The sequence below is a fragment of the Enterobacter cloacae complex sp. 342H5 genome, assembly GCF_050030905.1.
GTDB classification, from domain to species: domain Bacteria; phylum Pseudomonadota; class Gammaproteobacteria; order Enterobacterales; family Enterobacteriaceae; genus Enterobacter; species Enterobacter intestinihominis.
The window spans coordinates 2,151,639-2,163,361 of record NZ_JBLGVB010000001.1 but is presented as its reverse complement, the minus strand read 5'-3'; the positions used below and the strand labels follow the sequence as shown (position 1 = coordinate 2,163,361).

Annotated in this window: 11 protein-coding genes; 1 reads left to right on the top strand and 10 read right to left on the bottom strand. The window is 59.2% G+C overall.

What is annotated here, in order from left to right:
• Nucleotides 1–190: 190 nt before the first annotated feature.
• Nucleotides 191–826 carry a helix-turn-helix domain-containing protein gene (locus tag ACQG03_RS10510; protein WP_063163090.1) on the top strand — a complete coding sequence of 212 codons (636 nt, stop codon included), beginning with the start codon at nt 191–193 and terminating at the stop codon, nt 824–826.
• Between the two features lie 38 nt (nt 827–864).
• On the opposite strand, the gene ACQG03_RS10505 is transcribed toward ACQG03_RS10510, so the two are convergent.
• The 10 genes from ACQG03_RS10505 to paaE all read right to left on the bottom strand — a co-directional run bounded on the left by ACQG03_RS10505 (nt 865) and on the right by paaE (nt 11,723).
• Complete coding sequence (locus tag ACQG03_RS10505) at nt 865–2,862, bottom strand: BCCT family transporter (RefSeq protein ID WP_063163091.1); 1,998 nt, start codon at nt 2,860–2,862, stop codon at nt 865–867.
• Nucleotides 2,863–3,041: 179 nt separating this feature from the next.
• Entirely contained in the window at nt 3,042–3,647 is a 606-nt protein-coding gene (gene paaY / locus ACQG03_RS10500; protein WP_023300036.1) for a phenylacetic acid degradation protein PaaY, read from the bottom strand.
• 9 nt (nt 3,648–3,656) lie between these two features.
• Nucleotides 3,657–4,592 (bottom strand): phenylacetic acid degradation operon negative regulatory protein PaaX, encoded by a 936-nt coding sequence (paaX, locus tag ACQG03_RS10495; RefSeq protein WP_032622213.1) that lies wholly within the window; start codon nt 4,590–4,592, stop codon nt 3,657–3,659.
• Between the two features lie 122 nt (nt 4,593–4,714).
• Nucleotides 4,715–6,031 (bottom strand): phenylacetate--CoA ligase PaaK, encoded by a 1,317-nt coding sequence (gene paaK / locus ACQG03_RS10490; RefSeq protein WP_063163092.1) that lies wholly within the window; start codon nt 6,029–6,031, stop codon nt 4,715–4,717.
• Nucleotides 6,032–6,057: 26 nt separating this feature from the next.
• Nucleotides 6,058–7,263 (bottom strand): 3-oxoadipyl-CoA thiolase, encoded by a 1,206-nt coding sequence (pcaF, locus tag ACQG03_RS10485; protein WP_063163093.1) that lies wholly within the window; start codon nt 7,261–7,263, stop codon nt 6,058–6,060.
• Nucleotides 7,263–7,685 carry a hydroxyphenylacetyl-CoA thioesterase PaaI gene (gene paaI / locus ACQG03_RS10480; protein WP_023300032.1) on the bottom strand — a complete coding sequence of 141 codons (423 nt, stop codon included), beginning with the start codon at nt 7,683–7,685 and terminating at the stop codon, nt 7,263–7,265. Before paaI ends, pcaF begins: the two co-directional genes overlap by 1 nt.
• Nucleotides 7,675–9,099, bottom strand: coding sequence for a 3-hydroxyacyl-CoA dehydrogenase PaaH (gene paaH / locus ACQG03_RS10475; protein ID WP_063163094.1), 1,425 nt, complete (start codon nt 9,097–9,099; stop codon nt 7,675–7,677). The genes paaI and paaH overlap by 11 nt, the downstream gene beginning before the upstream one ends.
• Before the next feature lies 1 nt (nt 9,100).
• Nucleotides 9,101–9,889, bottom strand: coding sequence for a 2-(1,2-epoxy-1,2-dihydrophenyl)acetyl-CoA isomerase PaaG (gene paaG / locus ACQG03_RS10470; protein ID WP_108367520.1), 789 nt, complete (start codon nt 9,887–9,889; stop codon nt 9,101–9,103).
• Nucleotides 9,889–10,656 carry a 2,3-dehydroadipyl-CoA hydratase PaaF gene (paaF, locus tag ACQG03_RS10465; protein WP_022648023.1) on the bottom strand — a complete coding sequence of 256 codons (768 nt, stop codon included), beginning with the start codon at nt 10,654–10,656 and terminating at the stop codon, nt 9,889–9,891. Before paaF ends, paaG begins: the two co-directional genes overlap by 1 nt.
• Nucleotides 10,653–11,723, bottom strand: coding sequence for a 1,2-phenylacetyl-CoA epoxidase subunit PaaE (gene paaE / locus ACQG03_RS10460; RefSeq protein WP_032676250.1), 1,071 nt, complete (start codon nt 11,721–11,723; stop codon nt 10,653–10,655). Before paaE ends, paaF begins: the two co-directional genes overlap by 4 nt.

Below are 11,723 nucleotides of genomic sequence, written 5' to 3'. Positions count from 1 at the left end.
AGATTAATTGCGCCGCCAGCGATATTTAATTGTGGCGGATAATTTTAATGCGAACTCATTGAGGACCATTCTAACCAGAATACCTTCCCTTCATAGTCCCATATGGGACTGGTTATTTATCGATTCGTAATCCGTGGGCTATTGCTGCTATACTCGCTACCATAGCAGACGTTGCGGGGAGAGGCTTAGCGTGAATTTTCAGGATATCCATACCTATTATCAGCAACTCAATATTGGGCAATTTTTTCCGCAAATGCTTTGTGAAGGCGAGGTCTTAACCGTTGCCGCAAATAAAAAACTCACCGTTGAACCTGGCTATATTTATTTCTGTACTGAAGGGTCGCTGACGATATTAATGCCTGATGATGGGCTGAATATTGGCAATACTATTGAGTATATGCCGATCGGGTTAATGGAAAGGTATTGTCCACTGGCGAAGTATGAATATCGCAGCAGTGCCAAGGTGAAACTGGTGAGAATATCCTGGGCCGACTTCGACCAGATATTTTTCCAGGGTGGGCCTGAGCGCATGCAGGCGCTGGCCACCATACTGACCTATATGTCGATATTCACCATCGACCTGCACAACGAACGCAGGCAGGTCACCAGCTACCAGACCATTAAACCTATGCTCTATCGCTATCTTTATCGGCAGGAAACCCACACGGGAGAGAATGAGGGTCTGGCGCTGTTTATCATCAAGCGCACTAACCTGTCGCGAACGCATGTCTTTCGCGTGCTGGCGGATCTTAAAGCCGGGGGCTATATCACCATGAAGCGCGGAAAGCTGGTGTCGATAGACCGTCCGCTGCCGGAGGCGTATTAAATTACGCCCCTGAAGCGAATGCTTCAGGGGCTGGCTGATTAACGCACCAGGTGCAGGAAGTGCAGATGTTTTTCATACTGGTCTAGGATATCGTTAATTAACTGCTCCTGGTTCCAGCCCATCACATCGTAATTTTGCCCACCTTCCTTGAGGTAGATTTCTGCCCGATAGTACCGGTGCTGTTCTGCCTGATTCTCATCATTCTCCATGGCCGCTAGCGCGAAGGTCGGCGAGTTATAGCCACGCAGCCTGACTTCATAAATGAAATTCAGCTCATTGCCTAAATCCACCTCAAGGCGAATACGATCTTCCGACGCGTCGCTGATATGGCTCTGCGTTCCCTGCTTATTCAGTTCATCCTGCACCAGCACCATGGCCGGTTTGATCACCTCTTCCATAAAGCGTTTCACCAGGGAGCGTTTAGGTAAGTATGCGATGTTACGCAGTCTGCGCTGCCACGGAATGGGGTTACGGGCCGCTGTCGGCGCGATCGTGGCCATACTCAGGCTCTCGCGTTTGGTCAAATCGCGTCGGAGCGCCTTCAGCAGGCCATAGATTGAGACCAGCAGGATCATCGAGAACGGTAGCGCGCTGGCGATGGTCACGGTTTGCAGCGCACTCAGTCCGCCCGCGAGCAGCAGCGCGATAGCGACTACGCCCATCAGCGCGGCCCAGAAGATGCGCTGCCAGACGGGGGTATTGGCCTCGCCGCCGGACGCGAGGGTATCCACCACCATCGCCCCGGAGTCGGCTGAGGTCACAAAGAAGACGATGACCATCGCCATGGCAATAAATGACAGCACGGAAGAGAACGGGAAATGCTCAAGGAAATTAAACAGCGCCAGCGCCACGTCCTGCTGGACGGTATTCGCCAGATCGGACGCTCCCTTGTTCATGATGAGGTAAATGGCGCTATTGCCGAACACCGTCATCCACATCAGGGTAAAGCCCGCCGGGACAAACAGCACGCCGGTCACGAACTCGCGGATGGTTCTGCCGCGGGACACACGGGCAATGAACATCCCGACAAACGGCGACCAGGACAGCCACCAGCCCCAGTACAGCAGCGTCCAGCCTCCCAGCCAGTTGCTGGATTTCGGTTCATAAGCGTACAGGTTAAACGTCTTGCTCACCAGCTCGGACAGGTATCCGCCGGTATTTTCCACAAAGGATTTCAGCAGGAGTACGGTTGGCCCCAGGCACAACACCAGCACCAGCAGCAGTACCGCCAGCCCCAGATTGAGCTCTGATAAAATGCGAATGCCTTTGTCCAGACCGGACACCACGGAAATGGTCGCCAGCCCGGTAATCAGGACGATCAGGATCACCTGCACGGTATCGTTGATGGGTACGTCAAAAAGGTGGTTCAGCCCGGCATTGACCTGTAAAACGCCGTAGCCTAACGAGGTCGCCACGCCAAATACGGTGCCGATTACCGCGAAGATATCCACCGCATGACCTATCGGGCCGTAAATACGGTCGCCGATAATAGGATAAAGCGCCGAACGAAGCGTCAAAGGCAGGCCGTGGCGGTAGCTGAAGAACGCCAGAATCAACGCAACGATGGCGTAGATAGCCCAGGCGTGCAGCCCCCAGTGGAAGAATGTCAGCCGCATGGCCTCTTTGGCTGCAGCGACCGTTTCAGGTGTCCCCACCGGCGGGGAAAGGTAGTGCATGACCGGCTCCGCCACGCCGAAGAACATCAGGCCGATCCCCATCCCCGCCGAGAACAGCATCGCGAACCACGAGTGATAGCTGAAGTCAGGCTGGGAGTGGTCGGGCCCGAGTTTAATATCGCCGTAGCGGGACAAGCCGAGGAACGTCACGCTCATTAAAATCAGCGCGACGGCAAGAATGTAAAACCAGCTGGCGTTGGTGAATATTTGCTGTTGCAGTAGCTTAAAGTTTTTATCGGCAACGTCAGGGAAAATCGCGGCAAAGGCGACAAGAAGGAAAATTAACAAAGCAGATGTGTAAAATACCGCTTTGTTAATCTGGCTTTTGGACTGCTTTGGGATAGTGTCGTTTTCACTCATATAGTGTCTTCCATAAACGCATTGACCGCTCTGAATGAGAGGCGTGATCTGCGTCAGGGTAACAAAATCCCTTTATGAATGCAGGTCTGAAACGTTCAATTATACACTATCCCCAAAGGGTATTTGTTGCGCGTTAACGCATCCCTATGCCATTGCATTATTTCGCAGGCAAGAAATGGTTAATTATCCCGGCCAGCCGACTTGGGCCGTAAGTTCTCATCGAATACCAGCCGTTTGCGGCCGGGCTCTTCTTCCCGCAGCGGCTCTACCTGATGCAGCGTCTGCTTACAGCGATCCACCAGCACCTGGTACTCCCGCGTGCCCTGCTTTTTCCACTCTATTTCCTGCGCGCTTAGCTCACGAATCGCTTTCGCCGGACTGCCAAGAATTAAGTGATTCGCAGGCATTTCCGCTTTGGCCTTCACAAACGCCGCCGCCCCGACGATGCTGTTTTCGCCGATCGTCGCCCCGTCCATCACCACCGCATTCATCCCCACCAGCGCATTACGGCGGATAATGCAGCCGTGCAGGATCGCGCTGTGGCCGATATGCCCGTCCTCTTCCACCACCGTGTCCTGCTCCGGAAAACCGTGCATCACGCAGTTATCCTGAATGTTCGCGCCGTCTTTCACCACGATCCGGCCAAAATCACCGCGCAGGCTGGCGTTGGGACCTACGTAAACACCTTTGCCGAGGATCACGTCGCCAATCAGCACCGCGGTCGGGTGAACATAGCTCTCTTCAGGCACGACCGGCGTCAGACCATCAATTTGATAAACAGGCATACCCTCTCCTTATGTGATATTCAGACCACCAAAACGCTGGTGATAAAGCGTGCCGGGCGCGGGCAGCTCGCCGACGGAGGTTTCCCCCTTCTCACTGACAAACGCCAGGGCTCCCGCTGCCACGCGCTGGTAGATGTTAATGCACAGCTGTCGCGCGCTCTGTCCCGCCCAGTGCGCCGGGAGTAACTCCTCCGGCAACAGCGGATCTTTCAGCACCACGCGACGATAAAAATGAATGAGTAACAGCTGGATCTGGAAGCAGCGTTCCGGGGTTAAATCCTCGGGCGACGCCTCTTTCAGTAGCGGCAGCAGCGGACGGAACGAGTTGATAAACGTTTCGTACATCGCGTTTTGTTCGGTCAGCTGCCAGCACTCTTCCACGCGGGATCGTAACGCCGCGCGTGACAAAGCCAGCGGCGAATGAGCTTCAAAGAAAATGACGTTTTCCGCCACGCCCGCGTCATGCAACAGCGACTGCACGTCCGCGAGGTTCTGCGACGGCGAGGCCATCAGGCTCGGCGCCAGCGTGCCGAACCCTTGCCAGATGAGCTGTTTTTTCACGTCCGCGAGCGTGGTTTTATCCAGCCCCTCGGAAAGCAGCAGCAGCCATTTACCATCCCATGCCGGCAGTTCTGCACGGTAGATTTTATTTTCCGCGCGTCGGGTCAAACGCAGCCCCTTGTCGCTGAGACGGTAAAAGCTGCGGCGGCCAATGCGGGACACGTCCAGCCAGCCCTCTTTGTTGAGGCGAAACAGCGCGGTGCGCACAAAGCGCTCCCCGAATCCCATCCCTTCCAGCAGGGCCGCCAGGCTGCCGAGCCAGATCTCTCCGCCGCGATGGGAAAGCGCGTCGCCATACAGCGAGGAGATAAGCGACGTTCCGCTGACGGGAACAGAGCTGACTGCGTGCTGGATAAAGGCATCAAGTTTATTCATGTGATTCATTCTGTTGTTATTTTTTTCCTGGATGAATCATAGCATACGAATCTGGGGTTTCCCCCTCACCCCAGCCCTCTCCCTCAAGGGAGAGGGGGCCGTCGATGCAGACATTATTTTGTGTAGATCCCTCATCCGTTAGCCGCAACCTTACGCAAATCAAACACCCGGCAGGCTTTACCCTCGGATCGCGGTATGCTGCCGCAGTTAACGATCATCACATCGGTTGAAATCCCCACCATCGATTTAATCCGATGACGCAGCTGATGGCAGACCTGACAACGCTGTTCATGCGTCAGCGTTAAGCTACTCTGTTTCAGCTCGACCTTCACCGAAAGTGAATCAAGATGCCCGCGGCGGTTCACCTCCAGCTGATAGTGCGGCGAAAGATGTTCGAACTTGACGATCTCCTCTTCCAGCTGTGACGGGAAGACGTTAACGCCGCGAATGATGAGCATGTCGTCGCTGCGCCCGCTGATGCGATCCATCCGGCGCATGGTGCGTGCGGTACCCGGCAGCAGGCGCGTCAGGTCGCGGGTGCGGTAGCGGATCACCGGCAGCGCCTCTTTGGTCAGCGTGGAGAACAGCAGTTCGCCCTGCTCGCCGTCGGCCAGCGGCGTGCCGTCATTCGGGTTGACGATCTCCGGGTAGAAGTGATCTTCCCAGATGGTCGGGCCGTCAGCGGTTTCAAGACACTCCATCGCCACGCCCGGCCCCATCACCTCGGAGAGACCATAGATATCCAGCGCGGTAATGCCCAGCCGTTTCTCGATCTCGCGGCGCATCGCCTGCGTCCACGGCTCGGCGCCAAACACGCCGACGCGCAGGGAACAGGCGCTGGCATCACCGCCCATCTGACGCTCCAGCTCTTCGATCAGGTTCAGGCAGTAAGAGGGCGTCACCATGATCATATCCGGCTGGAAATCGCGGATCAGCTGCGCCTGCTTCTCCGTCTGGCCGCCGGACATCGGGATCACCGTCGCCCCCAGACGCTCTGCACCGTAGTGCGCCCCCAGCCCGCCGGTGAAGAGCCCGTAACCGTAGGCGACGTGAATTTTATCCTTCGCGCTGCCCCCGGCGGCGCGCAGGGAACGGGCGACGATATTGGCCCAGTTGTCGATATCATTCTGGGTATACCCCACCACGGTCGGCTTTCCGGTGGTGCCCGACGAGGCGTGAATACGCACCACCTGCTCCATCGGCACCGCAAAGGTATCGAACGGGTAGTTGTCGCGCAGATCCTGCTTGGTGGTGCACGGGAATTTTTGCAGGTCCGCCAGCTCGTTGAAATCGTCAGGGTGAACGCCCGCGGCATCAAACTTGCGTTTGTACATCGGAACGTTGTTGTAGGCGTGGTTCAGCGTCCACTTCAGGCGCGCGGTCTGCAACGCCTGCAATTCATCAATGGACGCGGTTTCGATCGGATCAAGCTTTGTTGTATTTATCATCGCAGGGTACTCACATTATTGTTCGCTCAAACACGCTCAAGGATCATGGCAATGCCCTGACCCACACCGATGCACATCGTACACAGCGCGTAGCGCCCGCCGCGTCGGTGCAATTCATTGCTCGCGGCCAGCGCCAGTCTGGCACCGCTCATTCCCAGCGGATGACCTAGCGCGATCGCTCCGCCGTTCGGGTTGACATGCTCCGCGTCATCCGGCAAGCCCAGCTGACGCAGCACCCCCAGCGCCTGTGCGGCGAAGGCTTCGTTAAGCTCAATGACGTCCATATCGGTGATACTGAGTCCGGCACGTTCCAGCACCTTACGGGTGGCGGGAACCGGGCCTAATCCCATCAGACGCGGCTCGACGCCCGCGGTCGACATGGCCACAATGCGGGTGCGCGGGGTTAACCCCTGGGCAAGCGCCATCGGCTCGCTGGCGATAATCAGCGCCGCCGCCCCGTCGTTGACGCCAGAGGCGTTCCCCGCCGTCACCACACCGTTCTTGCGAAACGGGGCTTTCAGCGCGGCAAGCTGTTCAAGGGTGGTTTCGGCGCGCGGATGCTCGTCTACGCTCACTTCCGTTACCGCGCCTTTTTTCCCCGTTACCTGTACCGGGATTATCTCCTGCGCCAGAACGCCATTCTGCTGCGCCAGCGCGGTGCGCTGCTGGCTGCGCAAGGCAAATGCGTCCTGATCGGCACGGCTTACATTTAACAATTCCGCTACATTCTCTGCCGTTTCCGGCATGCTGTCAGTTCCGTATTGCTGATGCATGAGCGGATTCACAAATCGCCAGCCGATGGTGGTATCGAAGATCTCCGCCTGACGCTGAAACGCCGCGGTGGCTTTACCCATCACGAAGGGCGCACGGGACATGGATTCGACGCCACCGGCGATCAGCAGATCGCCATCCCCGGCCTTAATGGCGCGCGCCGCAAAGCCAAGGGCATCCAGACCGGAGCCGCACAGGCGGTTAATGGTGGTACCGGAAAGGGTCTGCGGCAGCCCGGCCAGCAGCGACGACATGCGCGCCACGTTGCGGTTATCCTCTCCGGCCTGATTTGCGCAGCCGAAGATCACGTCATCTATGCGCTCCAGATCGAGCTGCGGGTAACGCGCCAGCAGCGCACGCAGCGGAACGGCCCCTAAGTCATCGGCACGCAGGCTGGATAATCCTCCACCGTAGCGACCGACCGGGGTACGCACACCCTCACAAATAAATGCGTCACGCATCAGGCTTCTCCTGTCACACTGCCGCCGGTGCGGTGGGATTTCCCGCGAAAAAGAGCGACGGTTTTCTGTTGTTGATTCTGAATTTCGATGTCGTAGACGCCGGTCAGTTTGCCCTGATGCTTCACCCGCGCGGTAGCGGTCAGCTTATCGCCAGCAAAGCCCGGACGCAGAAAATCGATGGCGCAGCCTGAGGCCACCGCCGCCAGCCCCTGACTGTTGCAGGCGTAGGCAAAGGCGGTATCGGCCAGCGAGAATAGCTGTCCGCCGTGGCAGGTTTTATGCCCGTTAAGCATCTGCGGGGTGATGGTCATGGTCACCACCGCGTAGCCCTCGCCCATCTCGATAATGTCCATCCCCATCGCCTGCGCGCAGGCGTCCCGTTCGTACATCGCGCGGGCGTTATGCCAGGCGTTATGACTCATAACTACTCTCCAGAAGCGCACGCTGGCGCAGCAGTGAACAGGGGCGATAACGTTCCTCGCCGTAGTAACGTTGCAGGTTCTCCAGCAGCGTTAACAGACGCTGCCAGCCAAGGCGCTCGCCCCAGGCGATGGGGCCGCAGGGATAGTTGACCCCTAAGCGCATGGCGGTATCGATGTCTTGCTCACTGGCGACCCCTTTTTGCAGGGCATCCAGCGCTTCGTTGGCAATCATCGCCACCGTGCGCCAGATCAGCAGGCCGGGGTAATCCGCAATCTGGACCACCCGTTTCTCCTGGTGCTGCAACCAGTAAATGGCTTTCTGCGTGGCGGCGTGCGGGTTGCCGGGCGCGGCGGCTATAACGGCCACATCCCGCTCGATGCGGTCGACCACCACCACCGGACAGCCGTGGCGCAGCGCCAGCGACTGCGCGGTTTCACCCTGCGTTTCGATCAGCAACAGATCGTCAATTTCCGTGACACCGTCACTTCTTCGCTGTGCGCGCATCGGGCTGAAGCTGTGGCTGACCGGGGCGAGCCAGCTGACGGCGGGTTTGTCCCCCTGCCAGCGGTAAACGCCCTGCCCGCTTTTCTTACCCAGACGCCCCGCCAGCACCAGCTCCTGCTGCACCAGCGACGGCAAAAAACGACTCTCCTGCCAGAAGGCGTTAAATACGGAGCAGGTCACGGCAAAGTTGACGTCCTGACCAATCATGTCCGTCAGCTCAAGCGGCCCCATCGGGAAACCCCCACCGTCTCGCAGGGCGGCGTCGATCACCTCGGGCGCTGCCACCTGCTCTTCCAGCGCGCGCCAGGCTTCCGAGTAGAAAGGACGCGCTACGCGGTTGACGATAAACCCCGGTGTGGACTGGCAGCGTACCGGCTGCTTTCCCCAGCTCAGCGCCAGCTCGCACAGCGCATCGGCCACTTCGGGTGAGGTCGCCAGCCCGCTGACCACCTCCACCAGCTTCATCACCGGGGCAGGATTGAAGAAGTGCAGCCCGGCGACGCGTTCAGGGTGGTTTATCTCCGCCGCAATCGCGGTAACGGAAATAGACGAGGTATTGCTGGCGAGTAGCGTCTGCGGCGGGCAAACCTCTGCCAGCTGGGTAAACAGCGCCTTTTTCACTTCAAGCCGCTCGGAGGCCGCCTCGATCACCAGATCGGCTTTCGCCAGAGCACTGATATTCGTCACCGGCGTCAGGCGGGCGAGGATCTGTTCCCCGGCGTCGGCAGAGAGTTTTCCGCGCGCAACGCGAGAGGACAGCCGCTGGCGAATGCCGTCGACGGCGCGGGAAATCGCCGCAGCGTCAATGTCGTACACCAGAACCGGATGACCGTGGCTGGCTGCCACTTCAGCAATCCCGGCGCCCATGGTGCCGCTGCCAATGACGGCGACCGTATGGATATTCACCATCTTATTTCCCCGTAAAGTTCGGCGCGCGTTTTGCCAGGAACGCGCTGACGCCTTCCCGGTAGTCGTCGCTGCGTCCGGCCAGACGTTGATAGTCGCGCTCCAGATCAAGCTGGGCGTCGAGGGTGTTGGTTTCGGCGGCGTTGATCGCCTGCTTGATCAAGCCCAGGCCATAGGTCGGCTGCGAGGCAAAATGCAGCGCCATCTGCTGTGCGGTGGCGGAGAGCTGCTCGTCGTCCACCACCTGCCAGATCATTCCCCAGGCCTGTGCCTGCTCGGCGCTGAGCTTGTCGCCCAGCAATGCCAGCCCCATGGCGCGGGCGCGTCCGGTCACGCGCGGCAGCAGCCAGGTTCCGCCGCAGTCCGGTACCAGCCCGAGCTTGCTGAAGGCCATCACAAAGCTGGCTGAACGGGCCGCAATCACCATGTCACAGCCGAGGGCCAGCGTGGCACCTGCCCCCGCCGCCACGCCGTTAACCGCGCAAATCACCGGCTTCGGCAGTTTTGCCAGGCGGCGCACCAGCGGGTTGTAAAAAGTCTCAACGGACATGCCCAGATCCGGCGCGGGGCCGGTCGGGTCCACGTTACGGTCGTTGAGATCCTGCCCGGCGCAGAAACCGCGTCCTGCCCCGGTGATCAGCAGGCAGCGGATAGCGTCATCGCGCTCGGCCTGCTTCAGGCATTCGGAAAGCTGCTGGTGCATGACATCGTTAAAGCTGTTCAGGCGCTCCGGGCGGTTCAGCGTAATGGTCATTACGCCCTGCTCAACATGGCTCAGAATAAATTCCACAATTAGCGTCCTTTAAAGTCTGGGGTGCGTTTTTGTAAAAAGGCGTTGATACCTTCCCGGCGATCGTCTGTGGCCGCGAGCAGCGCAAACAGCTGACGCTCCTGCGCCAGCCCGGCCTGAAGCGGCACTTCCTGCGACTGGCGAAGCGCCTGCTTCGCCGCCTGTAACGCCAGCGGCGAGTGGCGCGCCATCAGCCCCGCCTGCTTCAGGGCGTACTCCAGCGTCAGCGAGGCCGGGTAGACGTCGCTGACCAGCCCGGCGCTGTGCGCCTGAACCGCCGTGATGCTTTCGCCCGTCAGCACCATTTTGCTGGCCAGCGATTTGCCCACGCTACGGATTAGCCGCTGTGTGCCGCCTGCGCCCGGCATGATCCCGAGGGTGATTTCCGGCAGGCCAAAGCGGGCGTTATCACCGGCAATCACCACGTCGCAGAGCAGCGCCAGCTCACAGCCTGCCCCCAGCGCGTAGCCGTTCACGGCGGCAATCAGCGGTTTGGTGAAGGCGTTTATTCGCGCCCACAGCTGCGGGCGGATATCGTTCAGGGTTGCGGGCAGGTCTTTCTCCGCCATTTCGTTGAGATCGGCCCCGGCGGCAAAGCAGCGTTCGTTGCCGTAAATCACACAGACGGCGATCTCCGCATCCGCGGCGGCGGCTTCAAGCTGCTCCGCAATTTGCGTGAGCAGGGCATTGTTGAGCGCGTTGCGCGCCGCCGGACGGTTAAGCGTCAGCTGCAACACGCGGCCATGACGGGTGACAATCAGTTCGCTCATGCCATCCCCTTCGCATCAAAATCGACGATAACGTCAGCGGTTAACGGCAGCGCCTGACAGCTCAGCACATAGCCTGCGGCCAGCTCGTCCGGCTCCAGGCTGTAGTTGGTCGCCATGTCCACCTCCCCGCGAAGCACTTTGCATTTGCAGGTGGCGCACACGCCGCCCTTGCAGGCGTAAGGCAGATCTGCCCCCTGACGCAGGGCCGCGTCAAGAATGCTCTCGTCGTCCGCCGTCAGGGTGATCTCCCTGTCGCGCCCGTCCTGACGGACGGTGACCTTCTGCCCGTCGGCCTGCACGCTGACTGTCCGCTTAACGGGGGTTCCCGGCGTGTTAAAGCGTTCAAGATGGATCGCTTTTTCCGGCATACCCAGCGCTTTCAGCGCCGCCTCAGCCTCGTCCATCATCGCCGACGGGCCGCAGATGAAGGCTTCATCGTACTGGCGGAAATTCACCAGCGTTTTTGCCAGCGCATGGAGCTTTTCCCCGTCAATACGGCCATGGAGCAGATCGCTGTCGAGCGTCTCCTGGCTGAAGATAGAGATCAGCTGTAAACGCTGCGGGTATTTATCTTTCAGGTCCGCCAGCGCCCGGCGGAACATCATGCTCTGGCTGCTGCGGTTACCGTAAATCAGGGTGAAGTGGCTGTGGGCTTCAGTGGCCAGCGTAGCGGACATAATCGCCAGCATCGGGGTGATCCCGGACCCGGCGGCAATCGCCAGATAGTGGCCTTCGCGTTCGGCCTGCGGCTGGTAGCCAAAATGCCCCTGGGGAACCATCACCTCCAGCGCCATGCCCGGTTTGATCTCGTCCCGGGCATAGCGGGAAAATCGTCCGCCCTCGATGGCTTTGACCGCCACGCTGATCTCACCGCACGCGGTGCTCCGGCAGATGGAGTAACAGCGGCGCAGTTCATCCCCGCCAGGACTGGCTTTCAGGGTCAAATGCTGACCGGGACGGAAGCGGTACGCCTCCTGTAACGCCTGCGGCACCGCGAAGGTAATGGTCACCGCGTCGCGGGTTTCAGGTTCCACTTTTGCCACTGTTAATGAATGAAACGTTGTCAT

What these genes read in the sequence shown, in the direction of transcription:
- paaI (WP_023300032.1), bottom strand. Translation starts at nt 7,685, where the DNA reads ATGAGTCATAACGCCTGGCATAACGCCCGCGCGATGTACGAACGGGAC.
- paaK (WP_063163092.1), bottom strand. Translation starts at nt 6,031, where the DNA reads ATGATAAATACAACAAAGCTTGATCCGATCGAAACCGCGTCCATTGAT.
- ACQG03_RS10505 (WP_063163091.1), bottom strand. Translation starts at nt 2,862, where the DNA reads ATGAGTGAAAACGACACTATCCCAAAGCAGTCCAAAAGCCAGATTAAC.
- paaF (WP_022648023.1), bottom strand. Translation starts at nt 10,656, where the DNA reads ATGAGCGAACTGATTGTCACCCGTCATGGCCGCGTGTTGCAGCTGACG.
- paaH (WP_063163094.1), bottom strand. Translation starts at nt 9,099, where the DNA reads ATGGTGAATATCCATACGGTCGCCGTCATTGGCAGCGGCACCATGGGC.
- paaY (WP_023300036.1), bottom strand. Translation starts at nt 3,647, where the DNA reads ATGCCTGTTTATCAAATTGATGGTCTGACGCCGGTCGTGCCTGAAGAG.
- paaX (WP_032622213.1), bottom strand. Translation starts at nt 4,592, where the DNA reads ATGAATCACATGAATAAACTTGATGCCTTTATCCAGCACGCAGTCAGC.
- pcaF (WP_063163093.1), bottom strand. Translation starts at nt 7,263, where the DNA reads ATGCGTGACGCATTTATTTGTGAGGGTGTGCGTACCCCGGTCGGTCGC.
- paaE (WP_032676250.1), bottom strand. Translation starts at nt 11,723, where the DNA reads ATGACAACGTTTCATTCATTAACAGTGGCAAAAGTGGAACCTGAAACC.